Source organism: Streptomyces novaecaesareae, from assembly GCF_000716875.1.
In the GTDB taxonomy this organism is placed as follows: domain Bacteria; phylum Actinomycetota; class Actinomycetes; order Streptomycetales; family Streptomycetaceae; genus Kitasatospora; species Kitasatospora novaecaesareae.
In genome coordinates this window covers 26,760-52,130 of sequence record NZ_JNWQ01000039.1, presented here as the reverse complement: position 1 = coordinate 52,130, position 25,371 = coordinate 26,760, and the positions used below count along the sequence as shown (strand labels likewise).

The window sequence follows — 25,371 nt, the reverse complement described above, 5'->3', positions numbered from 1 at the left end:
GGTCTCTCGGCCCTACGGCCGGTAGACGGGCAGGCCCTTGACGGTGGAGACGTGGGTCGGCGCGGCGGATCCGTCGGCGGGCAGGGTGCTGACACCGTCCGGGGTGCGGGCCGCGACGGTCTTGCCGTCGGGGGACCAGGCGGGCTCGGTGTAGTCGGTGCCGGCCGACGGGGTGAGGTCCTTCTCGTCCTTCCGGTCGACATCCATGGAGCGGGTGAACAGGTGGTCGTGGCCGTTCACCGAGCGGACGAAGACGACGTGCTCGCCGTCGGGGGAGAGGGCCGGCTGGGAGCCCTTGCCCACGTCCCGGGTGTCGGGCCGGATGTAGTCGTCGTAGATGTACACCTCGTTGGCCGGGGTGTTGGCGTAGGCGATCTCGCCGCGGTGGCCGCCCGCGTTGGCCCAGGTGTTGCCGGTCTGCGGCGGCTGCGGCAGGTTGTCGTTGCCGCCCTCGGAGTTGTGCGGGGTCAGGACCTCGGGGGTGGCGCCGGGGGTCTTGGTGGGGACCTTCTCCAGCTTCAGCACACCGCCCTTGCTGCTCGCGAAGACGATGGTGGCGAAGCGGTCGAGGGCACCGGGGACGGTGGTGACGCCGGGATCCGTGGTGGCGTGCTGCCAGGTCGGGTGGGACCAGGTCTCCCCGCCGGGGTTCTTGGCGAGGGTGACCTTGCCGGTGCCGTCCGGATTGGCCGTCACCAGGTCGCCGTCGCCGTTGACGAAGGCGGCCTTCTTGCCGTCGGGGGACCAGGCGAGGTCGCGCACGACGGTGCCGAAGTCGACGGTGGTGCCGTTCATCGCCACGGTCTGGGTTCCGGTGCTGATGGTGAGGTGGTTGGCGGCGGAGGTGCCGTTGACCTCCTTGCCGCCCGGCGCGGGGCTGCCGGAGTGGGACGGGGCGCCGGGCGCGGCCGTCCCCGGCGCCGCGGAACCGGGGGCGGCGCCGGTCGGCGCGGCACCGGTCGGGGCGGCGGTGGGGCTGGAGCCGGTGGTGTCGGGGCCGCAGGCCGAGAGCAGGACCGCGCCGACGGTGGTCATCAGGGCGATCGCGGCGGCGGTGCCGAATCTGTTGCGCACGGACATTCCAGGTCCCCCTCGGGTGCTGTTCGCTTTCGAGAAGGAAGCGTGTCAGCGCGAGGTCAGTGACCGGTTCGCGGGGTGTCACAGGCGTGGAACAGTGTCGCCCGATGCGGCGTCAGGCTGCCCCGGAGGCCTCGGAGAGCGCCGCCGCCCCGGCCCCCCAGCCCCCCGGCCGCCCCGGTAGCCTCAGAGGCCGAGTTCGGTCAGGCCCGGGTGGTCGTCGGGTCGGCGGCCGAGCGGCCAGTGGAACAGCCGCTCCTCGGCGGTGATCGGCAGGTCGTTGATGGAGGCGTGCCGCCGGGCCATCAGGCCGTCCGGGGCGAACTCCCAGTTCTCGTTGCCGTAGGAGCGGTACCACCGGCCGGCGCCGTCGTGCCACTCGTAGGCGAAGCGGACCGCGATCCGGTCGCCGTCGTACGCCCACAGCTCCTTGATGAGCCGGTAGTCGAGCTCACGGTGCCACTTGCGGGTGAGGAAGTCGGCGATCGCCTCGCGCCCGGTGAGGAACTCGGCGCGGTTGCGCCAGCGGCTGTCGGGTGTGTAGGCGAGGGCGACGCGCCGCGGGTCGCGGGTGTTCCAGGCGTCCTCGGCGGCCCGGGCCTTCTGCCGGGCGGTCTCCTCGGTGAACGGGGGCAGGGGTGGGCGCTGTCCTTCGTGCTGGTCGGCCATGCGTGGACTCCTCGGAGAACGGGTATTCCGCCAGTGAGAACGATCGTTCTCACGTTGCTGGCTACGATAGGAGAACTATCGTTCTCGCGCAAAGGGCACGGCAGATGGAGCACGAAGACCCACGGGCCCGCATCCTCGACGCGGCCGAGGAACTGTTCTACGGGCAGGGCATCCAGGCGGTCGGCATGGACGCCGTCCGATCGGCCTCCGGTATGACGATGCGCCGCCTGTACCAGCACTTCCCGTCCAAGAACGACCTGGTCGAGGCCTACCTGCTGCGCCGCGACGGCCGCTGGCGGGCGAGCCTCGCCGTGTACGTCTCGCGCAGCGGCGGCACACCTCGCGAGCAGCTGCTCGCGGTCTTCGACTGGCTCGGCCGGTGGTTCGCCGAACCCGGCTTCCGCGGCTGCGCGTTCGTCAACTCCCTCGGCGAACTGGGCGCCACCACCCCGGCCGTCGCGGCCGCCGCCCGGCACCACAAGGAGGAGTTCGGCGGCTACCTCGCCGGCCTGGCCGAGGCGGCCGGCGCGCCGCCCACCACCGCCGTCCACCTGACCCTGCTCGCCGAGGGTGCCATCACCGCCGCCGCCGTCCACGGCGATCCGACGGCCGCCGCCGATGCCAAGCAGGCCGCCCGGATCCTGCTGGACGCCGCGCTGCCACGTTAGAGGCTGCCGCGTTAAGAGAGCGTCCTCGGAGCCGCCGGTGGTGGCCGGGAGCGCGGGGCTCCCGGCCACCACCGGCGGTCGGGCGGGGCCCGGGCCCACATCCCGGGCCCCGGGTCGGGGGGAGAAGGAGGGCTCAGGCGATGGTGTAGCCGGAGCCGAAGGCCGTGACGGTGAACGGGCCGTCGAGGTCGTCGTTGCCGGTGGCGGCGATCCGGCGCAGGCACTCGACGCGGTCGACCGACGTGCGCCACTCGTCGGCGGTGGAGGCGTTGGCCGGGTTGGTCAGGTCGTCGACGCGGACGTCGAAGAAGGCGTCCAGCCAGGCGCGCTCCCCGGCGGCGGACGGCGGGCCGACCTTGGCGGTGGTCCGGCCGATCAGCGCGGGCAGGGCGTCGTACTCGCCGCCGTTGCCGTGCTGGATGGAGGCGTCGTAGAGCTCGGCGCGGGCCAGCGCGGTGGTGAGGCCGAGGCGGTCGGCCTGGTCCGTCGCGGGGCCGAAGTACCGCTGGTCGACCTGCTCGTCCTGGACCTGCCGGAAGGCGGGGTCCTCGGCCGCCTGCTTCCAGGCGGCGATGTACTCGCCCTCGGGCAGGCCGCCGGTGTCCCCGCTGCCGGACGCGGCCAGGCGTTCCAGCTCGGGGGCGAAGCGGGCGAGCGGATTGTCGGGGGCGACGGCGGCGTAGGCGCGGACGACCTTGAGCGCGTCACCGTCGTTGGTGGTGAAGCCGGCCCGTCCGGCGGTGACCCCGCGGCCGTCGCCGATGTTCTCGGCGTAGCCGTACTGGATCTCGGTGGTGCTGTTCTCGAAGACGCTGATCAACTGGTCCGCCCGGCGGCGCTGGTCGGGGGTGAGCCCCCCGGCGGACGCCTGCCGGGCAGCGGCCGCGGCAGCGGCTGCGACTGCGGCCGTGCTGGTGTGCGCCGCCCGCGTCGGGGGGACGGCCGAGGCCGGGCCGGTGGCGCAGGCGGTCGCCGCGACGACGGCGGCGAGGCCGGTAATGCCGGTGAGGCGGTGGGTGGTTCGGGAGGCGCGCACGGGGGTGCTCCGATCTCCGGTGGGGAAGAGCGCGAGCTCACGGCAGCAGAGTAGGCCGGGGAAGCGGCAGGGGTCCAGGTGGTAAGGAAACTTTCCTAATGAAATTGCGCAGCGCCGACCGGCGGGCTCGCCGCGGTCGGCGTCCCGGCGGCAGGTGCTCCTCGCTCCAGCGGGCGTTTATCGGCCATTGATCGACTCCGCCTAACGTCGGGCCCATGGACGACAGAGTGGCGGAGAGAGTGGCCGAGCGGCCCGGGGTGGTCCCCGAGGGGCGGATGACGGAGCAGGACACCGAGCGGTTCCGGCAGTTGCTGGCGGGGTTGGAGCAGTCGCTGGTGGCGGACCGGGAGGCGGCGGGGCGCGATGCCTGAGGTCGCCGGGTGGCGCCCGGTGGCGGTGGTGCCGCTCTGGCGGCGCGGCGAGCGTGAGGAGCAGGGGGAGCAGGGGAACGCGGACCGGCCCGGGGTGCTGCGGGGGCAGCCCGGGCCGGCGGCGGTCGATCAGTGGCAGGAGGTCGCGGGATCAGCCCTGCCACCGGAGTCGCCGATGGCCTGATGTCCGGTCAGCCGCAGTCGCACCCGCAGTCGCAGCCGTCGCAGCAGTCGCACCCGTCACAGCAGTTGCAGCAGTTGCAGCAGTCGCCGCAGCCCGGGTCGCAGGAGTCGCAGCAGTCGCAGCAGTCGTGCCGCTGGCAGAAGCCCTGGCGGCGCTGGCGGCTGAACGGGTCGTTGTGGTCGCAGCAGAGCAGCTGGCAGGTGCAGGCCATCAGGGCCCACACCGCGCACCCGGCGAGCAGGTTGCGCGGGCGCGGCGGCTTCTCGCCGGGCGGGGTGAAGCCGGGGCCCTGCGGCACCCACGGCGGGATCGGCGCCTGGCCCGGGTCCTGACCGGGCGGCGCCTGGTGCGGCGGTGCGTGGTGCGGGTGCTCGCCCGCGGCTGAGCCGACGGCCCCGCCGGCTGCGCCGTCCGCCGCGCCGCCAGCCGCGCCGCCCGCCGTACGGCAGTCGGCCGCGTGCCGGGCCCCGAAGACCCGCTCGACGGCACGCTCGGTCTCGTGCGCGAGCAGGACGTGGACCAGCGCGCGGTCGGTGAGCTCGACCTCGCGCAGCGCGAGCCGGATGCCGTGGACGGCGTCGCGGCAGAGCCGTTCGGCCTCGGCGCGGTCGGTGCCGGTGGCCGTCAGCGGGTTCCAGGCGCCCGAGGCGGCGTCGGCGGCCTGGTCCTCGGCGGCGTCGAGGAGGTGGGCGAGCCGGCCGAACAGCCGCCCGGCCTCGGCGAGCGGGGCGGCGTTGCCCGGGCGGCCGGCGATCACGGCGGTGTGGGCGAAGGCCGCCGAGGTGGCGGTCTCGGTGGGCTCGGTGACCAACAGGACGGATCCGCCGGGCCGCAGCGAGCGCTCCAACTCGCCCTGCCGGGAGGCCGCTTCGAGCAGCACACCGGTGTCGAAACCGACCGTCGAGGCGCTGCCGGCGCTCTGCCGGTCCCACCGCCGGGTGACCGCCCGGGCCCCGACCGCAACGGGGCGGCGGGCGAAGACGCCGTCGCGGTCCTCGACGTGGTCGCGGATCTTCACCGAGGCGAGCGCGAGCGAGACGGCGGCGGCGAGCCGGGCGCCTTCGCCCTTGGCGACGGAGGCGGTGCGCATGCCGCGCAGCGGGCACGGCCCGGCGGTGCGCCGCCAGGAGGAGTCCTCCCGGGCGGCCTGGGCCTCGACCAGCACGGAGATGATCAGACCGTCGTAGTTGGTGGCGGTCCGGGCGAGCTGTCCGTGGTCGTCGCGCAGTGCGAGGCAGAGCCCGCACAGGTGCGCCACCCAGGAGGTCTGGAGCCGCTCCGACAGTCGGTGCTTGCACGGTCTGATGATGCCGAACACGATCGTCCCCCTCGCCGCTCGGGCCGCTGACCGGCCACGATTCGCCGCACATCATATGATCGGCGACCCGCCTTGGCCGACCCCCGGCCGCCCCCCCGGCCGACCCCTCGCCGCACCGCAGGCCCACGCGCGCCTGCGGGCCGGACCGGTGACGGCGGAAACCCGGTGACGGCGGAAACCCGGTGAGTGGATCTCACATCCGGGATAGCATCGCGAATATGGGAATCGACACCGCCGCCGACGAGCGGCTGGCACAGCGCATCGCCGAGCTGAGACTCGAACGCGGGTGGACCTTGGAGGAGTTGGCGCGGCTGGCGGACGTCAGCCGGTCGACGCTGTCGCGGGTGGAGCGGGCGGAGGTCAGCCCGACGGCCGCACTGCTCGGGCGGCTGTGCGCCGTGTACGGGCGGACGATGTCGCGGCTGCTCGCCGAGGTGGAGGCGGGCCCGGCCCGGCTGGTGCGCGCCGGGGACCAGCAGGTGTGGCGGGACGAGACGACGGGCTTCGTTCGCCGATCCGTCTCGCCGCCGCACGGCTCGCTGCGGGCGGAGATGATCGAGGGCCGACTGCCGGCCGGCGCGGACATCGCCTACGACCGCGCCTGCGTGCCCGGCCGGGAGCACCACCTCTGGCTGTTCGAGGGGCGGTTGGAGCTGACCGTGGACGGCGAGGCGCAGCTGCTCGCCGCCGGCGACTGTCTGCGCTACGTCTCCGGGACCACCCGCTTCCGCAGCCTCGGCCCGGACGAGGCCCGCTACGCGCTGGTGGCGGTCGAGCAGTGAGCGCCGCCACCGGCCCGATAGCGAAGGAACGCTTCGACGCCGCCGGGCGTCGCGTCCTGCTGGTCTGCGTCGCGGGCGGGTTCACCACCCTGCTCGACCAGTCCGTGCTCAACACCTCCATCCCGGCCCTGCGCGAGACCCTGCATGCCGGGCCCGCCGACCTGCAGTGGATCGTGGCCGGCTACTCGCTCGCCTTCGGCCTCGCTCTGATCCCCGGCGGCCGGCTCGGCGACGTCAAGGGCCGCAAGTGGTTCTTCGTCACCGGGCTCGCGCTCTTCACGCTGGTCAGCCTGGTCTCCGCGACCGCCACCGACCCCGGGGTGCTGATCGCCGCCCGGCTCGTCCAGGGCGCGGGCGCGGGCCTGGTCAACTCCCAGATGATCGGCACCCTCCAGGACGTCTTCGACGGCCAACTGCGGGCCCGCGCCCTCGGGATGTACGCCGTCACCGGCGGCCTCGCCTTCGCCCTCGGCCCGCCCGTCGGCGGCGCGGTGCTCGCGGCGGCCGGCCCCGAGCTCGGCTGGCGGATCACCTTCCTGCTCAACCTCCCCTTCGGCCTGGCCACCGTCGCCCTGGCGGCCCGCCACCTCCCCAAACCCCGCCCCAGCGCCCGGCAGACCAACCTCGACCTGGTCGGCCTGCTGCTGGTCGGCGCGCTCACCCTCGTCCTGATGCTGCCCTTCGTCCGGCCGCCCGGCTGGACCGGCTGGCTCGGCTTCGCGGCCGCCGCCTTCCTGCTGCTCGGCGCGCTCGTCTGGTGGCAGCGCCGCTACGCCCGCACCGGCGGACAGCCGCTGATCCACCCCGCGCTCACCCGCTCCGCCCCGTACGCGCTCGGCACGGCGACGGCGATGGCCCAGTTCGGCTCCTCGCTCGCCGCCTCACTGGTTCTGACCATGTTTCTCCAGGACGGCCTCGGGCTCTCCCCGATGGGCGCCGCGCTCGTCGCCCTGCCCTCGGCCGTCGCCATGGGCGTCGCCTCCGCGCTGGCCTGGCGGGTGGTGCAGCGCTTCGGCCGACGCACCGTCACCGTCGGCATGGCCGGCTCCGCCCTGACCATCCTCACCGGCGGGCTCCTCGCACACGGCACGCCCGCCGCCGTGCTGCCCTGGCTGCTGGCGCTGCTCCAACTCATCGGTGGCGCGTCGATCGGCCTGATGGGCTCCACCAACCAGGCCTACGTACTGCGCCACGCGCCCGCCGAGGCGGCCGGGGTGGGCGGGGCGATCCTGCAGATGGCCCAGCGGATCGCGGCCGCCGTCGCGGTCTCGGCACTGTCCGGCGTCTACCTGCGGGAGACCGCCGCGGGCGGCGGGCACCGCTCCGCCTTCCTCGCCGCGAGCGTGGTGTGCGCGGCGGTGGCCGGACTCGCCGTGCTGGCCTCGGTCCTGGCGGGACGTGCGGCGGCCCGGGAGCAGCACGAGGACGAACCGGTCGCGCTGAGCCGAGGGCGAACGCCCGTCCGCTAGCGGGCCCCGAGGCCGTACGGTGATCGTCATGACCGACGTACGAACCGTGGACCTGCCCGAGGTGACGCTCGCCTACCGCGAGAGCGGCCGCGCCGACGGCCCGCCGCTGGTGCTGCTGCACGCGCTGGGCGAGCGCGCCTCCGACTGGGACGTCGTGCTGCCCGACCTCGCCCCCGGCCACCACGTGTACGCCCTCGACCTGCGCGGCCACGGCGACAGCGGCCGGGCCGGGGCGTACAGCCTGGAGGCGATGCGGGACGACGTGCTGGCCTTCCTCGACGCGCTCGGACTCGACCGTGTCGACCTGGTCGGCCACTCGATGGGCGGCGCCGTCGCCTGCCTCCTCGCCCAGGCCGCGCCGCAGCGGATCGGGCGACTCGTCCTGGAGGAGATCCCGGCGCTGTACCCGCGCCCCGCCAGTGCGGTGCCGGAGGACCCGGAGGAGGACGTTCACTTCGACTGGGCGATGGTGCGGGCGGTCAAGGCCCAGTTCGACAGCCCCGACCCGGCCTGGCGGGAGGGGCTGGCGAGGGTCACCGCCCGCACCCTGGCGGTGGCGGGCGGGCCTTCCAGCACCGTCCCCCAGGAGCGGATCGCCGAACTCGCCCGGCTGATCCCGGACTGCCGCCTCGTCACCGTCGAGGCCGGGCACCTGGTGCACGGTGCCCGGCCCGCGGAGTTCGTCGCCGCGGTGGCGCCGTTCCTCTCCCGCTGAGCCCGCTGATTCCGCTGATCCCGCTGATCCCGCTGATCGTGCTGAGCCAGCTGAGGAGCTGAGCCAGCTGAGGAGCTGATCCCGCTGAGGATCAGACGCCCTGCTCGGCGGGCAGCCGCCCGCTGCGCACGGCCGCCAGCAGATCGGCGTGGTCGGCCTCGGTGCGGTCCGCGTAGGCGACGGCGAAGGCGGCCACCGCCTCGTCCAGCGCCTCGCTCTTGCCGCAGTATCCGGCCAGCAGCCCCGGGTCGGCGGTGTGCGCGTGCGCCCGGGCCAGCAGCGCGCCGGTGATCCGGGCGTAGTCGTCCAACTGCCCCGGCAGCAGCGCGGCCGGGTCGACACTGCCCTTGCGGTTGCGGAACTGCCGCACCTGGTACGGGAGTCCGTCGACCGTCGTCCAGCCGAGCAGGGTGTCGCTGACCACCTGCATGTGCTTCTGGCCGAGGACCACCCGGCGGCCCTCGTGCCCGTCCTGCTCCCCCCGCGGGAGGTACGGCAGCAGCGCGGACGGGCGGGCCTCCTTCACCTGCAGCACCAGCGGCTGGTCCCGGTGGTCGGTGAGCAGCACCACGTACGAGCGGGTGCCGACGCTGCCGGTGCCCACCACCCGGAACGCCACGTCCTGCACCCGGTACCGGGAGAGCAGCGTGCGCACCTCGGCGGGCACCGTCTCCACGTACGGGCCCAGCGCGTGCGCGACGGCCCGGGCGGTCGCGTCGGTCACCTCGGTGAGCACCGGGGGAGCCGCGGTGAAACGCCAACCGCCGTCCGCCGTACGGGCGGTGCTGCGGGCGGCGAACTTCGCGCTGGTGTTGCCGAGCGCCTTGGCACCGACCTTGCGCAGCACGTCCGCGAGGTCGTGCGCGTCGGCGAAGGAGACCAACTGCTCGTCCGCGACGGCGTTCCAGGCGTCCAGCGCGGGCAGCTTGGCCAGCGTGCGCATGGTCCGGCGGTAGGCGCCGGCCACGTGCGCGGCGGCCTCCCGCGCGGTGCTCTCACTCGCCCCGGTCTCCCGGCCGGCCAGCACCAGGCTGGCGGCGAGCCGCTTGAGGTCCCATTCCCACGGGCCCGGCACCGTCTCGTCGAAGTCGTTGATGTCCATGACGAGTTGGCCGCGCGCATCGCCGTACAGGCCGAAGTTGGCCGCGTGCGCGTCGCCGCACAGCTGCGCGTCCACCCCGGTCACCGGAGTGCCCGCGAGGTCGGCGGCCATCAGCCCGGCCGAACCGCGCAGGAACGCGAACGGGCTCGCCGCCATCCGGCCCACCCGGATCGGCACCAGCTCGGCGATCCGGCCCGCGTTCGACGCCTCGATCGCCTCCACGGCCGTCGGCCGCCCGTCGGCCAGGGTGAACTCCGCGTGCCGCTCCCGGGGCACTTGCCCCCGCAGCTCCTTTCCCCGCTCCCGGGCCCGCCCGTCCTGTGCCGGCGCGAACCCGGCCACCGCGAACCCGCGCCGCGCCCGGGCGGCTCGGTCTTCCGCGCTCCGCTGCGCCACGACCACCGGCCTGCCCCGACCCTCCGCTGCTCTCGGCTCCGCCCCGTCCACTGCCTCGGTCATCCGCGCCACCGCGCCCCGCCCGTCCCTTCCGGTCCTCACCCGCCCGCGACCTGCGCGGATGGTTCATCGGGGGGAGTGACGTTCGGGGCCGCGCGGTGGTTCCTGGGGGTGGTGGGGTGAAGGTGTGCGGTCGGGGGCGCGGGCGGGCGGGTGCGACGTATCGACCCGTGGCCGGTGGTCGCTCGGTGCCGGGTAGCGTGAGCGCGTGGATGATCTTCGGGGGAAGCTGGACGCCCGCCTGCCGGCGGCGCTGGCGGCAGGCGTGACGGTGGCGGCGGGGCTGGGTGTGCGGGCGGTGGCGGGCGGGGAGTTCGCCAAGTGCGCGGGGGACGCGCTCTACACCGTCCTGCTGTACACCCTGGTCCTGCTGTTCGCGCCGCGCGCACGCCCCGCCCGGGCGGCCGTCTGGGCGGCCGCGCTGAGCTGGGCCGTCGAGCTGTTCCAGCTCACCGGGCTGCCGGACGCGTGGGGCCGGAGCAGCACGCTCGCCCGGCTCGTGCTGGGCTCGACCTTCAACCCGCCGGACCTGCTCTGGTACCTGGTGGGCGCGGGCGGTGCGGTGCTGCTCCACCGGGTGGCGCGGACCGTTCGCCCCGCATCACCCGGTGAAGCGGCCTGACCCGCAGGGCCGGAGCCGACAGACCTGACGATCCGTCAGAGTGGCAGCAGGTCCGGCCGCTTGGGCTCGACGTGGTCGCCCGAGGACTCGCCGCGCAGCCGCCGTCCGACCCAGGGCAGCAGGTGCTCGCGAGCCCACTGGATGTTCTCGCGCCGCTGGTCGGCGGGGGTGAGCACGCGGGCGTCCGGCCACGGGGCCTCCGGATCCTGCCCGGTGGCCAGGCCCAGCGAGCGGGCGGCCAGCAGGGCGACCCGCTGGTGGCCCTCGGGGGAGAGGTGCAGCCGGTCCTCGCTCCACGCGCGGCGGTCCTGCACCGCGCGCAGCGACCACAGGTCGGCGACCTTGCAGCCGTTGCGGTCGGCGACGGCCCGCATGTGGCCGTTGTAGGTGGCGATCTTGCCGCGCAGGTGCTTGAGCAGCGGTACGTCGCGGGTGTCGAAGCCGGTGCAGATCAGCACCGTCCCGGCGGATTCGGCGAGTTGGACGACGGCCGCCTCGAAGCGCTCGGCCACCTCGTCCGGGTCGGCGCCCGGCCGCAGGATGTCGTTCCCGCCGGCGCAGAAGGTGACCAGGTCGGGCTGGAGCCGGCGGACCTCCGGGACCTGTTCGGCCGCGATCTGGTCCAGCAGCCGGCCGCGCACCGCCAGGTTGGCGTAGCGGAAGGCGCCCGGCGGTCGGCCGTCGGCGAGCATTCCGGCCAGGCGGTCGGCCCACCCGGCGTACCTGCCGCCGACCCCGGGGTCGTTCAGGCCTTCGGTGAAGCTGTCCCCGAGGGCGGCGTACGAACTGAGGTCAAGGGTCTCCTGGAGGTTCGGCATGAAAGAGATAGTTCACCCGATCAAGTGACCTACGCCACCGTAGGTGACCATGGCGGCACGTGAGATGGACCACGTGCCCTCGTCGGCCCGCCGCGCCGCTCAGAGCGGGGTGCTCCGGAAAGCACAAGGTCCGTCCCCCCTTCCGCTTTCGGCTGCGCCCGGCCGATGCTCGAAGGGCGCGGCCACCCCGGCCGCCGTCCTCCTGGGGGAAGGCATCCATGGCCACGACCACGCGTTCCGACGGACCCGAGACCTGGTCCATCGACGACCGCTGCACCAACTGCGACGTCGCCCGGCAGCTCGCGCCCGGTCTGGTCCGCGAGCAGGACGGACGCTCCGAGCTGGTCCGCCAGCCGCGCGACGAGGCCGAGCGCCGGCAGCTGCGGGCCGCCGCCCACGCCTGCCCGACCCGCTCCATCCGCCCCGGCGCCGGCCCGCTCGACCCGGCCACCGACCCCTTCCCGCTCGCCCTCGCCGAGGACGTGCTGCTGCTCGGGCACAACTCCCGGCTGACCGCGGGCGCCAACTCCTACCTCTGCCGCCGCCCCACCGGCTGGGTGATGATCGACACGCCCCGCTACAGCGAGGCCCTGGCCGCCCGCTACGCGGCGCTCGGCCCGGTCACCGACGTTCTGCTGACGCACCGTGACCACGCCCGGCACGGCCGGGAGTACGCCGACCGGCTGGGCGCCCGGCTGTGGATCCACGAGGGCGACCTGGCCGCCGCCCCCGACGCCGACCGGGTGCTGCGCGGCACCGAGCCGGTGGAGATCGCCCCCGGCCTGGTCGCCCACCCCTTCCCGGGCCACACCCTCGGCAGCGTGCTGTACGTCGCCGAGGAGCGGTACTGCTTCAGCGGCGACAGCCTGTACTGGTCCCGCACCACCGGGGACGTGGAGGTGCAGGAGGCCGTCACCTGGTACTCGATCGAGGAGCAGGCCGCCTCGCTGGAGCGCAGCCTGGGCGTGCTCCGCTTCGAGTGGCTGCTGCCCGGCCACGGGGACCGGCGCCGGATGCCCGCCGAGGAGGCGGACCGCCGGCTGCGCGCCCTCGCCGTCCGCTGCGCGCAGCTGCGGCCCGCGCCGGTGGACTTCGGCGCGGTCCGCTGGTAGCAGGCACGTCCTCGCGCAAGTACGGCCCCGGGTAAGGACGGCCCGGGTAAGGACGGAGGCACCGAACACCCGTGCGCCGGGGCCCGCGCCGGGTGCGCGGGGGCGTGCGCCCAGCGGGGGCGCCCGCGCGGGTGTGCGAACGGTGGAGCCGGGGCAGCCGCCTGGGGAACAGTGCGGGGTCCCGCAGCGACGGAACCCCGGAAGCCGGAACTCCCCGCGATCCCAAGGACGGACGAGCCATGCCCCCGCAGACCCCGGAGCGCACCGCCAGGCCACGGCGCTACCTGATGTGCCGGCCGACGCACTTCACGGTGGACTACGCGATCAACCCGTGGATGGACCCGGCCCAGCCCACCGACACCGCGCTCGCGCTGCGCCAGTGGGAGCGGCTGCACCGGACCTACCGCCGGCTCGGCCACACCGTCGAGTTGATCGACCCGGTGCCCGGCCTGCCCGACATGGTCTACGCCGCCAACGGCGCGACCGTGCTGGACGGCCGGGCCCTGGTGGCGACCTTCCGCTACCCGGAGCGCGCCGGCGAGTCGGAGGCCTACCAGGCCTGGTTCCGCGAGCGCGGCTACCGCGAGGTGCGCCGCGCCGGCCACGTCAACGAGGGCGAGGGCGACCACCTGGTGGTGGGCCGCCGGGTGCTCGCCGGGACGGGCTTCCGCACCTCCCGCGCCGCGCACGCCGAGGCGGGCGAGCTGTTCGGCGTCCCGGTGACCAGCCTGACCCTGGTCGACCCGCGCTTCTACCACCTGGACACCGCGCTGGCCGTCCTCGCCGACGACCACGTCATGTACTACCCGGAGGCCTTCGACGCCGACAGCCGGGCCCTGCTGCGCCGGCTCTATCCGGACGCGATCCTCGCCGACCGCGCGGACGCCGAGGTGTTCGGGCTCAACGCGGTCTCGGACGGCCGCCGGGTGCTGCTGCCGGAGACGGCCAAGAACCTGGCGGGCCGCCTGGTCGAGCACGGCTACCAGCCGATCCCGGTGGACGTCTCCGAGCTGCTGAAGGGCGGCGGCGGAGCCAAGTGCTGCACCCTGGAGCTCAGGCCGTAGCGGACCCCCGGGGCTGTCAGGAGCACCTCCAGGGTGCGCGGCCCGCCCGTGAACGTACGAGCGGACCGCTGCCGTCGTGGGATCCTGACCAGCCCATCCGATCCCGGGACGTGGGGTCAGGCGCCGAGCCAGAGGTCCGGGCCGAACACCTCGTAGTGGATGTCCGCCGCCGGGATGCCCGCCGCCAGCAGCTGTCCGCGGACGGCGCGCAGGAAGGGCAGCGGACCGCAGAGGTAGGCGGTGGTGCCAGCCGGGACGTCGACGGAGGAGAGGTCCACCAGCCCGGTGCGCTCGGTCGGCCACTCGCCGAGCGGCTGCTCGTAGAAGACGTGGGCGGTGGCGTCGGGCAGCTTGGCGGTGAGCTGCTCCAGATCGGCGCGGAAGGCGTGGCTGAGCTGGTCGCGGTCGCCGTGCACCGAGATGATCCGGCGGGTGGAGCCGGTGGCGGCCAGGTGGTCGAGCATCGCGGTCATCGGGGTGTTGCCGATGCCGGCGGAGGCGAGCAGGAGCGGGCCGTCGCCGTCGGCCAGGACGATGTCGCCCAGCGGGGGCGAGAGTTCGATCGTGTCGCCGGCCCGCAGGTGGTCGTCCAGGTGGCCGGAGACCTCGCCGCCGGCCTCGCGCTTGACGGTGAAGCGCAGCGCGCCGTCGGCGCCGCCGGAGAGGCTGTACTGGCGGATCTGCCGGGCGCCGTCGGGCAGTTCGGTGCGCACGGAGACGTACTGGCCGGGCCGGGAGGCCGGGGCGGGACGGCCGTCGGCCGGGCGGACGAGGTAGCTGGTGACGGTCCCGGTCTCCTGGTGGCGGGTGACCACCGTGTACGGGCGCCACAGGTCGGCCGGGTCGCCGCCGGCGGCGACCTCGGCGCGCAGCCGGTCCTCGACGGCGATCAGCGCGTTGGCCATCAGCCAGTACACCTCGTCCCAGGCGGCGGCGACCTCGGGGGTGACGGCCTCGCCGAGCACCTCGACGATGGCGGCGAACAGGTGCTCGTGGACGATCTTGTACTGCTCGTTGTCGATGCCGACCGAGACGTGCTTGTGGGCGATCCGCGCGAGCATCGCGTCCGGGCGCTGGTCCGGGTGGGCGATCAGCGCCGACGCGAAGGCGGCTATCGAGCCGGCCAGCGCCTGGCGCTGGGTGCCGTTGGCCTGGTTGCCCCGGTTGAAGAGGTCGCGCAGCAGCTCCGGGCGGGCGGCGAACATCCGGTCGTAGAAGCGCGGGGTGATGTCGCCGATGGCGGCGCCCACGACGGGCAGGGTGGCCTCGATGACCTCGGCGGACTTGGCGGACAGCATCAGAGGGGGCTCCTAACTGGTATCTGAGATTCGTATTTAAGGCCGCGCACTGGCGGCGCACAGCCCCGGTCGGATGAAGGGGCGGGTGAAGGGGTGGGCGGATGGGCGGGGAGATCAGCCGGTGGACTTCTCGGCGGGTCTCGGGGTGAGGCTGAGCAGGACCGGCCCGGTGGGGGAGGCCACCAGATCGTCGATGCAGAGCCCGTCGAGGGTGGCGAAGAAGGCCTCCTGGGCGTTGCGCAGCGCCCCGCGCAGCCGGCACGCGGCCCGCAGTGGGCACGGTGGGTCGTCCTCGCAGCCGACCACGTCGCCGACCCCTTCCAGCTCTCGCAGCAGCAGCCCGAGCGAACCGGTCCGCCCGGCGAAGGTGAGCATCAGCCCGCCGCCGCGACCGCGCCGGGCCTCCACCACCCCCAGGTGCTGCAGGCGGCTGACCACCTTCGCCGCATGGGTGTACGGCACGCCCACCGACTCGGCCACCTCGCGGGTGGTCGGGTTGTCGCTCTCGCTCAGGACCGCCAGTCGCATGGCGATGCGGAGGGCGATGTCGGTGCTCTTGGTCAGCCTCACGTTCGAAACGCTAGCGAATACGACTCCACAACTCCAATTTCCTGCACGATCCCGCCCTGCACGATCCCGCCCTGCCCGATCGCGCTCCGTCCGGCCGGGAGGCCGTCGCGGCGAATCGGTCGAATCTGAACAGTTGGCAACAGTAACGATCAGCTCCTGACGGCCGGTCAGACCGGCTTCTACGCTGCCCTGCGGCTCAGACCCCGCACCACCGACCCCGCTGGAGAGATCCGTGAGAACACGCCGAGCACCCCGTCGCACCGTGACGGCCGTGACCGCGATAGCCGCGGCCACGGCCGCACTGCTGTCCCAGCCGGCCACCGCCGCGGCCGCGGCCCCGCCGCCGACCGTCACGGCCCAGGTGCCGGTGGCGCCCTACCCGGCGGGCGTGGCCCTGACGCCGGACGGCGGCCATGTCTACGTGACCAGCCAGAGCAGCGGCACCGTCAGCGTGCTGGACACCGCGACCAACACCGTAAGCGGCAGCTTCACCGTCGGCACCGGCTCGTACGCGGTCGCCCTCTCGCCCGACGGGCACCGCGCCTACCTGACGCACCACCTGGACAACACGGTCAGCGTCGTGGACACCGCGAGCAACACCGTCACGGCGACCGTGCCGGTCGGCTCCCAGCCCTGGGGCCTCGTCCTCTCACCGGACGGCTCGCGCGCCTATGTGAGCAACGCCTCCGCCAACACCGTGAGCGTGCTGGACACGTCGTCCGACACGGTGACCGCGACCGTCCCGGTCGGCGCCGAGCCGCACGGGCTGGCCGTCTCGGCGGACGGCAGGCGGCTGTACGTGGCGGCCTCCGGCGACAAGGCGGTGAACGTGATCGACACCGTGGGCAGCACGGTGAGCGCCACCGTTCCCGTCGGCCACAGCGCCTTCGGCCTCGCACTCAGCCCGGACGGCGGCAGGCTCTGGGCGGCCGACGCCGACGACAGCACCGCCGCCGTGATCGACACCGCCGCGAACACGCTCCTCGGCACCGTCCCGGTCGGCTCCGGCCCATACGCCGTCACGGTGGCCCCGGACGGCGCCGCCGCATACGTGTCCAACTACGCGGACAACACGCTGAGCGTCGTGGACACCGCGAGCCGGACCGTCACCGCCACCGTCCCGGTGGGCGCGAGCCCGTACACCCTGGCGCTGACCGCCGACGGGCGGCGCGGCTACCTCGCGGACTTCACCGGCGGCACCGTCCAGGCGCTGAACTTCCCGCTGCCGGTGCCGGCCGTGACCGCGGTCACCCCGAGCAGCGGCTCCGGGGTGGGCGGCACCATCGTGACCGTCACCGGCACCGACCTCAACGGCGCCACCGCCGTGACCTTCGGCGCGGCCGGCGCCGCCACCGCGTTCAGCTGCACCAGGACCAGCTGCACCGCCACCGCCCCCGCCACCACCGTGACCGGCGCGGTGGACGTCCAGGTCACCACGGCGGGCGGCACCAGCGCGGCCGTCGCCGCGGACCACTTCACCTACACCGCGCCGAGCGCCCACCTGGCCGTCGCGCTCACCGCGACCCCGGTCACCCACCTGCTCGCGAGCCGCGTCGACTACACGGTCACGCTCACCAACCAGGGGCCCGATGAGCTGACCTCGGCCACCGTCGCCGCCGGCCTGCCCAGCGGGCTCACCGCCACCTCCACCGACTGCTCGATCGCCGCGGGCAAGCGCAGCTGCACGCTGGCCGCACCGCTCGCCAAGGGCGCGAGCACCACCCGGCACTTCTCGGTCACTGTCGGCCTGCTCTCCCTGATCCGCAGCTGGGACGTCACCGTCGCCCGCACCGCCGGAGTGCCCGCCGACCCGTCGCCCGCCACCAGCCAGGACACCCGCAGCTGCTCCTCCGTCCTGGGGCTGGTGATCACCTGCACGTAGCGCCCGACCGTCCCGAGAACGCCCGTCCCGAGGGCGAGCGTCCTGAAGGCGAGTGCACCGCGGCCCCGCCGGAACGTTCCGGCGGGCCGCGGCGTCGGCCGTCCTGGACGAATCGTCCGGACTGGACGTACAGTCCAGACATGCCTCCGGACACCCACGACTCGCCATCGGGCACCCCCGACCCGCGGGTACGGACCTTCGCCCCGGCCTGCCGGGCGGTCGCCCTGCTGCTCGGCCCCTACGCCGAGGTCGTGCTGCACGATCCCACCACCGACCGGGTACTGGCCATCTGGAACCCGATGACCCCCCGGGCCCCCGGCGACCCGTCGCTGCTCGGCGAACTCGACGAGATCGACCCCTCCGCCCCCGACGTCTACGGCCCGTACGAGAAGCTGCTGCCCGACGGACGCCGGCTCTCCTCGGTCAGCGCCGTGCTGCGCGACGACGCCGACCGGCCCGCGGCGGTGCTCTGCGTCAACCTCGACCGGGGCCCGCTGGAACAGGCCGCCGCCCTGCTGGCCGGCTTCGCCGCCCCCACCGCACCGCGCCCCGAACCGCTCTTCGAACGCGACTGGACGGAGCGGATGAACGACGTGATCGGCGGCCACGTCCGCGCACAGGGCCGCCCGCTGGAGCGCTTCACCCGCGAGGACCGGCTCACCGTGCTGCGCCGACTCGACGAGGCCGGGGTGTTCGCCGTCCGTCGCGCCGTGCCCGCCGTCGCCACCGCGCTGCGGATCTCCCGCTCCACCGCCTACAGCCTGCTCGCCGAGCTCAAGCACCCGGCCGGCCTCAGGAAGGAATAGCCCCCATGCCCCAGCTCCCCGACTTCCGCCTCGAAACCCACTTCTCGCGCTGGGAGTTCACCGCCCGCCACCACCTCACCGCCTCCGACGCCCAGACCATGACCATGGCCGAACTGCTCGCCCTGGCCGGCCCCGAGGACCGCGAGGCCTGGGACACCCTCTCCCTCGGCTACACCGAGACCTTCGGCGACCCGGGGCTGCGCCGGGCGATCGCCGGAATGTACGAGCGGATCGACGCGGACGACGTGATCTGCTTCGGCGGCGCCCAGGAGGGGCTCGACCTCGCCATGCGGGTGCTGCTCGAACCGGGCGACCACGCGGTCGTGGTGACCCCGAACTACCAGTCCGCCGAGACCATCCCGCTCTCCCTGTGCGAGGTCACCGGCGTCGCCCTCGACGAGCGGCAGGACTGGGCGCTCGACCTCGACGCGGTCGAGGCGGCGCTGCGCCCGAACACCAAGGTGCTGTCGGTCAACTTCCCCAACAACCCGACCGGCGGGGTGATCGACGCCGCCGACTTCGCCCGGCTCGCCGAAATCTGCGACGAACGCGGCATCCGGCTGTTCTCGGACGAGGTCTACCGGGGCCTGGAACACGACCGGGCCCGCACCCTGCCGCAGGCCGCCGACCTCTCCGAACGCGCCCTCTCGCTCAACGTCACCTCCAAGTCGCTCGGCCTGCCCGGCCTGCGGATCGGCTGGATCGCCTGCCGGGACCGGGAGTTGCGCTCCCGGCTGGAACGAGCCAAGCACTACGCCACGATCTGCAACTCGGCGCCCAGCGAGGTGCTGGCCCGGATCGCGATCACCGCCCGGGAGCGGATCCTGGAGCGAAACCGCGGCATCATCGCGGAGAACCTGCCGCGGTTCGACGCCTTCTTCGCCGAGTTCGCCGACCTCTTCGAGTGGCGCGCTCCGGCCGGCGGCTGCGTCGCCTACCCGCGCTACCTCGGGGCGGACGGCGTGGAGGAGTTCTGCACGGCACTGGTCGAACAGGCGGGCGTCCTCCTCCTGCCCGCGAGCATCTTCCGCTCCGAGCTGACGCCCACCCCGACCGACCGGTTCCGCATCGGCGTCGGCCGCCGCGACCCGGGCCCGGCGCTGGAAGCCTTCGCCGACTGGCTCCGCAAGCGCTGACCGGGCCCGACGGACACCGAAACGGCCGGGGCAGCGGCCCGCCGATCTCCTCGGCGGGCCGGCGCCCCGGCCGTCACGGGCATCACGGCTGTCACGGCCGCGCGCAGGCGTTCAGCGCTTCATCGCATCTGCGCTCAGAGCTTCTGCCAGGTCGGCTTGGCCGCGTAGGTGTCGCGGAAGTAGTCGGCGAGCTTGAGCCTGGAGGCGGCGGCCTCGTCGACCACCACGGTGGCGTGCGGGTGGAGCTGGAGTGCCGAGGCGGGGACGGCGGCGGACAGCGGGCCCTCGACGGAGCGGGCGACAGCCTCGGCCTTGGCCTCGCCGGTGGCCAGCAGCACCAGGTGGCGGGCCTCCAGGATGGTGCCGATGCCCTGGGTGATGACGTGGTGCGGGACCTCGTCGATGCTGTCGAAGAAGCGCGCGTTGTCCTCGCGGGTCTGCCGGGTCAGGGTCTTGATCCGGGTCCGGGAGGCGAGCGAGGAGCAGGGCTCGTTGAAGCCGATGTGGCCGTCCGTGCCGATGCCGAGCAGCTGGAGGTCGACGCCGCCGGCCTCGGCCAGCGCGCGGTCGTAGGCGGTGGCCGCCGCGGCGATGTCGGTCGCGTTGCCGTCCGGGCCCAGGAAGGAGTCCTCGGTCAGGCCGAGCGGCTCCACGACCTCGCGCAGCACCACCGAGCGGTAGGACTCGGGGTGCCCGGCGGGCAGGCCGACGTACTCGTCCAGCTGGCAGATCCTGGCCCGGGAGGCGTTCAGCCGGCCGTCGCGGACCCGCGCGGCGAGGGCTTGGTAGATCGGCAGCGGGGTCGAGCCGGTGGCCACGCCGAGCAGGGCGTCCGGCTTGTCGGTCAGCAGATCGGTGATCGCCGCAGCGATGAGTTCGCCGGCCGCAGGGGCGTCAGGGACGATCACGATTTCCATACTGGGTCCACCGTTCTGAGGCGAGTCTGAGGTCTAGACCTGCGAGGTCTAGACCAGTTTGCCGCGAACAGGTGCCCCAGGTCCACCCGGGCCAGGTCAAAGGCCCTGCCGGGCGGCTCTCCGGGCCCGCCCCCGAGGGGGCCGGGGCGCCGACGCGGACGGGCCGGCCGCCGGGAACGGGGGTCCCGGCGGCCGGCCCTGGGGAGGTGCCGCAGTTCGGTTGCTCAGGTGCTGAGGTGCTGAGGTGCTGAGGTGCTCAGGCGTTCAGGTGCTCAGTTGCCCGGTGCGCGGTGGTGCGGGTTCAGAACGGGCTGGTACAGGTGGTGACCTGCTTGGCCGCGTCCAGCGCCGGGCCGGCGGTGGCGCAGATCATGCGCAGGTCGGTGGTGGTGACGCGCGGGGTGGTGGCCTTGGCGGAGCCGAGCCGTACGGTGGTCGCCGAGGCGGTGGTCTCCCATGGGCTGCCCCAGGCGGCCTGGGTGCGGACCTCGACCCGCACGATCGTCAACTGGGCCGGGTCGGCGGTGACCTGGGCGACACCGATGATGCCCGCGCCGTCGGTCTGCTGCGAGACGCAGGGGCGGTTGAGCACCGTGGTGCAGGCCGTGGTGCCGGGCTCGGATGTGGCCGTGGCGGCCAGGGCCGGGCCGGCCGTCAGGCCAGTGATCCCTGCCACCGCCATCATCACAGCTGCGATCCGAGTGCGCATGATTTGAACCTCCTTGGAAATTAAGGGGATCTCACTCCTTGAGATGAGTCTTGCACACAATGTGAACATCGGGTGATGTGCGTTGCGTCACACTGATGGTGACCGTTCAACTACATACCGCAACGATTCGCCGACTGTTCGACATGCGGACATGTCACGGCCTGACGGATGATCAGTTCATCGGCGGCAGTGCCATCCGGCGCCTGCGGACCGGAACTCCGGGGCGGCCAGGCAGGGTTGGCAGTGTCCCTTCACTCGTCCGGGTGGCGGATTGCCGCCGGGGCGAACCGGGCGGATACCATCGACCCGATCCCACGGAGGTGGCTGCGTGGACACGGTCATCGTGCAACTTCCCGGCCCGGGGCCCGAGATGGCGACCGGCAGGGCGCCCGCCCTGCTGCGGATGGGCCCGGGCGAGGCCGCGTTGTTCGGACGCGGGGAGCCCGGCCGGCCGGTCCCCATCCGGCTGTCCGACCAGGGCGTCTCCCGCCGCGCGGGCGAGGTCGTCGCGGCCGAGGACTACTGGCGGCTGTCGAACTTCAGCGGCTCCGCCACCTACGTCGTGGAGAACCTGGAGGGCGCGGGGGAGCACATCAAGGTGGCGCCCGGCCGGCTCGGCGCGCCGGTGCCGTTCGAGCTCTCCCGGGTGCTGCTCCCCGCCCTCGGCGAACCTGCCTCCTTCAAGGTCTTCGCCCCGCAACACGCCTACCTGGACGGCCGACCGGGCGGTGCCGACGGCGAGCACACCGTCAGTCCGTTCGCCCTCGACCCGACCGCCAAGTACTTCCTGGTGCTGCTGGCGCTCTGCGAACCCCGGCTGCGCTCGCCCTCCGCCGCCGCCGTCCCCGGCGCGACCGAGGTGCTGGCCCGGCTGCGCGTCCTGCCCTCCTGCCGGGGGCTGACCCGCTCGGCGGTGAACTACCACATCGACTACCTGGTGGAGACGAAGCTGCGGCTGCGCGAGCCGTACGAGGAGGGGCCGGGCGGCGGCAAGCGCGAGGAACTCGTCGCCCTGGCACTGAGGTTCGACCTCGTCCGGGAGGAGCACCTGGCCCTGCTCCCGCCCCGGCGCCCGGCCGCCCGGCCGTGAAGCCCGCCCGGCCCGATCGGCCGCCCCCCGGGGAACATCCCCCGGAAGGCCTCGACCTCCCCGACGGCTACCCGATCGCCGGCTACCGCACCGGCGGCTTCCTCGGCGCGGGCGCCTGGGGCAGCGTCCACGCCGCCGAGGGCCCGGACGGCACCCCGGCCGCCGTCAAGATCCTCGCCGCCGCCCGGTTCAGCCCCGGCCAGCGCCGGACGGTGGCCCGGATGGCCCGCAGCGAGCAGCGCTTCAGTCGCCTCGCCGACCACCCCCACCTGATCCGCACCCTCGCCGTCGTCACCGTCGAGGACCCGGACCACCCCGGCCTGGACGGCGCCGTCGCCCTGGTGATGGAGCGCGCCGCCCGCAGCCTCCAGGACGTCCTCACTGACGCCCGCCCCGGCACGGCCGTGCCCGGCGCCGAGCGGATCCTCGCCGAGGTGTGCGCCGGGCTGACCCACATGCACCGGGTCGGCTGGGTGCACGGGGACCTGAAACCGGCCAATATCCTCCTGATGCCCGACGGCACCGCCAAGATCGCCGACTTCGGCCTCACCGCCGAACTGGAGGGCACCCACGCCTACGCCCCGCCGCTCGGCTCGCCCGACCACGTCCCGCCCGAGTGGTGGTCCCAGCGTGCCGGCGCGCGCGGCGTCGCCGTGCGCCCCAGCGCGGACATCTGGGCCTTCGGCGTGATCGCCCACCAGCTGCTCACCGGCGGCCTGCACCCCTTCCTCGGCGCCACCGCCCGGGCCCGCTCGCTCGCCGCCCAGGCGTACGCCCGCGGCGCGGCGCCGCTGCGGACGGACGAGGCACTGCCGCTGCGCTGGCGGGCCGTGGTCACCACCTGCCTGGCCCCCCGCCGGGAGGAGCGCGCCCGTACCGACCTCGCCGCACTGGTCGCCCGCGCCACCGCCCGCCCGGCCCGGGGTCGCCGCGCCGCCGTACGGGCCGGGGCCGGCCTGCTCGCCGGCGTCCTCGCCGTACTCGCCGCCCTCGCGCTGACGACGGGGGCGCCCGAGCCCGCCGGGCCGTCGCGGCACCGCGCCCCGCCCCGGCTGCGCGGTGCGATCCCGGCGGACTCGGACGTCCCCGTCGCCTACCGGGGCATGATCGAGGTCGCCGCCCGGCGCTGCCCCGAGCCGGAGGTCACCCCGGTGCTGCTGGCCGCGATGCTCAAGGCCGAGAGCGGCTTCGACCCGAACGCCGCCCGCCCGGAGACCGGCGAGTACGGGATCGCCATGTGGACGCCCGCGGTGTTCGAGGCCTGGGCCAAAGCGGCCACCCACCCCGGCCCGAAGTCCTACCTGGACCCGGGCGACGCGATCGACGCGATGGGCAACTACGTCTGCTGGCTCGACCAGCAGCTCAAGCACGCCGGCTTCACCCGCGACCTGCCCGCCCTGGTCACGGCCGCCTACCGGACCAGCGACAAGACCGTGACGGCGGCCGGGGGCGTGCCCGAGCGCGTCCGGCCCCATGTCGAGCAGGTGCTCCGGCACCTCTCCGACTACGGAGGGTGAGAGCGCGAATCGGGACGAGTCGTGCCACATCCGCCCGAACCGCGTGCGGGCACCCGGGTGACGGGTGCCCGGTCTGGGACCCTCTGCCACATGATCACGAAGCTCCGCGCGGTTGCCGCGCAATGGAGACCAGCGCGGCGCTGCGCGCGGCCGTCCGCAACCGGGTGCAGACCAGCCTCAACCTGGCCCTGGGCTCGGCGCTCGCCAGCATCGGCCTGACCATCCCGGCGGTCGCGATCGCCTCCAGCCGGCTGTCCGGCCCGCTCGTGCTCGGCCTGGACCCGGCGCACCTGGTGCTGCTCACCCTGACCGTCGTGCTGGGCATCCTCACGGTCATCCCGCGCCGGGCGACGCCGCTGCAGGGCGCGGTGCACCTGGCGGTGCTGGCGGGGTACATGGTGCTGGCGGTGAACCCGTGACGGCCGGACGCCCGTAGTCCCGGTTGGAAGCCCCTGGCCCGCTCCCCCGTGCGGCCGGGGGCTTCCGGAATTCCCGGCCGGTGCGGTGAACCGGGCGCGGCGGGCCGGCCGTAGAACGGGGAGAGAGCCCCTGGTTTCACCCCCGTGGCCGGGGCCCTCGTCGTCCCGGCGCCGTCGGCAGCGCCCCCGGTCGTGAAGCCCCGGGGGTGCTGGCGCCTGCGGACAGCCTGGAGCCCCTGACCCCGCAGCTGCTCGCGGGGCCAGGGGCTCACTGCCCTATCACGGGCTCACTGCCCTATGACGGGGCCGGCGCCTCAGGAGGAGGTGCGGCGACGGCGGGTGTAGACCACCGCGCCCGCGCCGCTGAGCAGCAGGACGGTGCCGGCGCCCGCGTACAGCAGGGTGCCGTCGCTACCCGTGGTGGCCAGCTTCTTGCCGTCGGAGGCGGCGCCCGGGATCGGGGTCGGGACGCTGACCTTGGCGGGCAGCTGCAGCGGCTCGTCCGGGCTGACCTGGGTGTCGGTGGTCGGCTTGTGGACCGGCACGGTCGCGGTCGGCGCGGTCGACGGGCCCGGGCTCGGGGCGCCGGTGGGGGCGTCGGTCGGCTCGTCGGTGGCGGGGGCGGTGGGCGCGGGAGTGGCGGGAGCCGAGCCGGTCGGCGCCGGGGTGGTCGGCGTGGCGGTCGGGGTCTCGGACGGCTTCGCGGTGGCGCTCGCGCTCGGCGAGGCCGGAGCCGACGGGCTGTGCGACGGCGTGGCCGGCACGGTGGTCGGGCCGCCCGACGGGGTCTTGGCCGGGGTCGGCGTCACGGTCGCCGAGGGCTTGCCGGTCGGGGCCGGGGTCTCGCCGCCGCAGTCGACCTTGAAGACCTTGTGCTTGGGGTTGTTGAGCTTCGTGCCCTGCGGCAGCTCGCCGTCGACCAGCTCGACGGACTGCCAGTACAGCTTGTAGTGGCCGTCCGGCAGGTGGATGTCCTCGGTGCGGACGTGGCCCTTGCCGTCCACCGGGAGGTCACCGAACGCGACGAGCTTCTCCTTGGGGCCACCGCCGACGGTGGTGATCGCCCAGATCACGTCCTGGTTGGCGTCGAAGCCGAAGGAGTCCAGGTAGAAGGTGCAGACCTTGGGCTCGTTGCGGACGTCCTCCTGGCCGGTGGAGGCGTCGTGGATCTTGACGGTGCCGTTGTTGCCGGGGGCGCCGCCCTTGCCGCCGCCCGCGACGGCGTGTGCGGCGGGGGCGAGCAGCATGAGGGCGGCGGCGGTCGGGAGGGCCACCAGGGAGCGCGCTGCGGTGGAGCGGATGTGCATGGGTGATCCATCGGGTACGGCAGGCCGGGGACGAGCCTGCGCAGTGGGAGGGAGCCTCCGGTCGGCCGGTCGGCGGGGCCGGTGCCGTACGACGGGAGGGGCACAAGGTCCCGCAGCGGGAAACGTGACGCAAGGGCGGTTTGGCCGAAATGCATCGTTGCGGACGGTTGGTCCGATGAGTTCGTTACAACGATCCGATCACCCGGTTGTCATGGATTTGTGCACGCTCCTTCCCTCCGATGGCCGATGCGGTGGTC

At 74.2% G+C, this 25,371-nt stretch carries 25 protein-coding genes and 1 pseudogene; 15 read left to right on the top strand and 11 right to left on the bottom strand.

The annotated features are described in order from the left end of the window. Positions 1–12: 12 nt before the first annotated feature. Positions 13–1,074, bottom strand: a complete 1,062-nt coding sequence (locus OP86_RS17260; protein WP_425337759.1) for a hypothetical protein — start codon at positions 1,072–1,074, stop codon at positions 13–15. A 189-nt stretch (positions 1,075–1,263) separates the two neighbouring features. Continuing rightward, the gene (locus tag OP86_RS17255; protein WP_033332193.1) at positions 1,264–1,746 is read right to left on the bottom strand and encodes a nuclear transport factor 2 family protein; all 483 of its coding nucleotides are present in this window, start codon (positions 1,744–1,746) and stop codon (positions 1,264–1,266) included. Between the two features lie 104 nt (positions 1,747–1,850). Between OP86_RS17255 and OP86_RS17250 the strand changes: the two genes are divergently transcribed. After that, entirely contained in the window at positions 1,851–2,414 is a 564-nt protein-coding gene (locus OP86_RS17250; protein WP_033332191.1) for a TetR/AcrR family transcriptional regulator, read from the top strand. Positions 2,415–2,547: 133 nt separating this feature from the next. Here the strand turns inward: OP86_RS17250 and OP86_RS17245 are convergent, their stop codons facing one another. Then, entirely contained in the window at positions 2,548–3,450 is a 903-nt protein-coding gene (locus OP86_RS17245; protein ID WP_051830178.1) for a chitosanase, read from the bottom strand. A gap of 215 nt (positions 3,451–3,665) precedes the next feature. On the opposite strand from OP86_RS17245, the gene OP86_RS36645 reads away from it, so the two are divergent. Continuing rightward, entirely contained in the window at positions 3,666–3,821 is a 156-nt protein-coding gene (locus OP86_RS36645; protein ID WP_157849763.1) for a hypothetical protein, read from the top strand. After that, positions 3,814–4,005: a hypothetical protein gene (locus tag OP86_RS17240; RefSeq protein WP_030060450.1), complete on the top strand. Its 192-nt coding sequence runs from the start codon at positions 3,814–3,816 to the stop codon at positions 4,003–4,005. Before OP86_RS36645 ends, OP86_RS17240 begins: the two co-directional genes overlap by 8 nt. A 7-nt stretch (positions 4,006–4,012) precedes the next feature. Here OP86_RS17240 and OP86_RS17235 read toward each other — a convergent pair whose 3' ends face one another. Beyond that, positions 4,013–5,323: a DUF5685 family protein gene (locus OP86_RS17235; RefSeq protein WP_030060451.1), complete on the bottom strand. Its 1,311-nt coding sequence runs from the start codon at positions 5,321–5,323 to the stop codon at positions 4,013–4,015. A 218-nt stretch (positions 5,324–5,541) separates the two neighbouring features. Here OP86_RS17235 and OP86_RS17230 point away from each other — a divergent pair, with 218 nt between their 5' ends. The 3 genes from OP86_RS17230 to OP86_RS17220 are packed head-to-tail and all read left to right on the top strand — an operon-like array spanning position 5,542 to position 8,289. Further along, positions 5,542–6,105 (top strand): helix-turn-helix domain-containing protein, encoded by a 564-nt coding sequence (locus OP86_RS17230; protein WP_033332190.1) that lies wholly within the window; start codon positions 5,542–5,544, stop codon positions 6,103–6,105. Beyond that, a complete protein-coding gene (locus OP86_RS17225; RefSeq protein ID WP_051830177.1) occupies positions 6,102–7,574 on the top strand; it encodes an MFS transporter in 1,473 nt (490 codons plus the stop codon). Before OP86_RS17230 ends, OP86_RS17225 begins: the two co-directional genes overlap by 4 nt. Before the next feature lie 28 nt (positions 7,575–7,602). After that, positions 7,603–8,289, top strand: coding sequence for an alpha/beta fold hydrolase (locus OP86_RS17220; RefSeq protein ID WP_030059444.1), 687 nt, complete (start codon positions 7,603–7,605; stop codon positions 8,287–8,289). Between the two features lie 91 nt (positions 8,290–8,380). Here OP86_RS17220 and OP86_RS17215 read toward each other — a convergent pair whose 3' ends face one another. Continuing rightward, positions 8,381–9,850, bottom strand: coding sequence for a DUF2252 domain-containing protein (locus OP86_RS17215; protein ID WP_033332189.1), 1,470 nt, complete (start codon positions 9,848–9,850; stop codon positions 8,381–8,383). Positions 9,851–10,055: 205 nt separating this feature from the next. Between OP86_RS17215 and OP86_RS17210 the strand changes: the two genes are divergently transcribed. Continuing rightward, positions 10,056–10,469, top strand: coding sequence for a DUF2809 domain-containing protein (locus OP86_RS17210; protein ID WP_078653586.1), 414 nt, complete (start codon positions 10,056–10,058; stop codon positions 10,467–10,469). Positions 10,470–10,504: 35 nt separating this feature from the next. Here OP86_RS17210 and OP86_RS17205 read toward each other — a convergent pair whose 3' ends face one another. Beyond that, positions 10,505–11,287 (bottom strand): SGNH/GDSL hydrolase family protein, encoded by a 783-nt coding sequence (locus tag OP86_RS17205; protein WP_030059448.1) that lies wholly within the window; start codon positions 11,285–11,287, stop codon positions 10,505–10,507. 218 nt (positions 11,288–11,505) lie between these two features. On the opposite strand from OP86_RS17205, the gene OP86_RS17200 reads away from it, so the two are divergent. Next, positions 11,506–12,399, top strand: a complete 894-nt coding sequence (locus tag OP86_RS17200) for an MBL fold metallo-hydrolase (protein WP_033332188.1) — start codon at positions 11,506–11,508, stop codon at positions 12,397–12,399. A 239-nt stretch (positions 12,400–12,638) separates the two neighbouring features. After that, positions 12,639–13,463 carry a dimethylargininase gene (ddaH, locus tag OP86_RS17195; protein WP_033332186.1) on the top strand — a complete coding sequence of 275 codons (825 nt, stop codon included), beginning with the start codon at positions 12,639–12,641 and terminating at the stop codon, positions 13,461–13,463. A 116-nt stretch (positions 13,464–13,579) separates the two neighbouring features. On the opposite strand, the gene OP86_RS17190 is transcribed toward ddaH, so the two are convergent. Then, on the bottom strand, positions 13,580–14,761 hold the full coding sequence (locus OP86_RS17190; protein ID WP_033332185.1) for a globin domain-containing protein: 1,182 nt from the start codon (positions 14,759–14,761) through the stop codon (positions 13,580–13,582). A 114-nt stretch (positions 14,762–14,875) separates the two neighbouring features. Continuing rightward, on the bottom strand, positions 14,876–15,331 hold the full coding sequence (locus OP86_RS17185; RefSeq protein ID WP_030059452.1) for an RrF2 family transcriptional regulator: 456 nt from the start codon (positions 15,329–15,331) through the stop codon (positions 14,876–14,878). Positions 15,332–15,602: 271 nt separating this feature from the next. Between OP86_RS17185 and OP86_RS17180 the strand changes: the two genes are divergently transcribed. From OP86_RS17180 to OP86_RS17170, 3 genes are all read left to right on the top strand, one after another. Beyond that, a complete protein-coding gene (locus OP86_RS17180) occupies positions 15,603–17,213 on the top strand; it encodes a YVTN family beta-propeller repeat protein (RefSeq protein WP_167344212.1) in 1,611 nt (536 codons plus the stop codon). A 140-nt stretch (positions 17,214–17,353) separates the two neighbouring features. Beyond that, the gene (locus OP86_RS17175; RefSeq protein WP_030059454.1) at positions 17,354–18,019 is read left to right on the top strand and encodes a helix-turn-helix transcriptional regulator; all 666 of its coding nucleotides are present in this window, start codon (positions 17,354–17,356) and stop codon (positions 18,017–18,019) included. A gap of 5 nt (positions 18,020–18,024) precedes the next feature. Continuing rightward, positions 18,025–19,155, top strand: a complete 1,131-nt coding sequence (locus OP86_RS17170) for an aminotransferase class I/II-fold pyridoxal phosphate-dependent enzyme (protein WP_030059455.1) — start codon at positions 18,025–18,027, stop codon at positions 19,153–19,155. Positions 19,156–19,289: 134 nt separating this feature from the next. On the opposite strand, the gene nagB is transcribed toward OP86_RS17170, so the two are convergent. Beyond that, complete coding sequence (gene nagB, locus OP86_RS17165) at positions 19,290–20,072, bottom strand: glucosamine-6-phosphate deaminase (RefSeq protein ID WP_030059456.1); 783 nt, start codon at positions 20,070–20,072, stop codon at positions 19,290–19,292. 301 nt (positions 20,073–20,373) lie between these two features. Continuing rightward, on the bottom strand, positions 20,374–20,781 hold the full coding sequence (locus tag OP86_RS17160) for a hypothetical protein (protein ID WP_157849762.1): 408 nt from the start codon (positions 20,779–20,781) through the stop codon (positions 20,374–20,376). Between the two features lie 328 nt (positions 20,782–21,109). On the opposite strand from OP86_RS17160, the gene OP86_RS17155 reads away from it, so the two are divergent. The 3 genes and pseudogenes from OP86_RS17155 to OP86_RS17145 all read left to right on the top strand — a co-directional run. Then, positions 21,110–21,871, top strand: a complete 762-nt coding sequence (locus OP86_RS17155) for a hypothetical protein (RefSeq protein ID WP_033332182.1) — start codon at positions 21,110–21,112, stop codon at positions 21,869–21,871. Next, entirely contained in the window at positions 21,868–23,388 is a 1,521-nt protein-coding gene (locus OP86_RS17150) for a serine/threonine-protein kinase (protein WP_051830174.1), read from the top strand. Before OP86_RS17155 ends, OP86_RS17150 begins: the two co-directional genes overlap by 4 nt. Positions 23,389–23,513: 125 nt before the next feature. Further along, positions 23,514–23,807: pseudogene (locus OP86_RS17145) on the top strand (ionic transporter y4hA); the annotation flags it as partial. Positions 23,808–24,121: 314 nt separating this feature from the next. Here the strand turns inward: OP86_RS17145 and OP86_RS38810 are convergent. Next, positions 24,122–25,114 (bottom strand): LPXTG cell wall anchor domain-containing protein, encoded by a 993-nt coding sequence (locus OP86_RS38810; RefSeq protein WP_033332180.1) that lies wholly within the window; start codon positions 25,112–25,114, stop codon positions 24,122–24,124. Between the last annotated feature and the right edge of the window lie 257 nt (positions 25,115–25,371).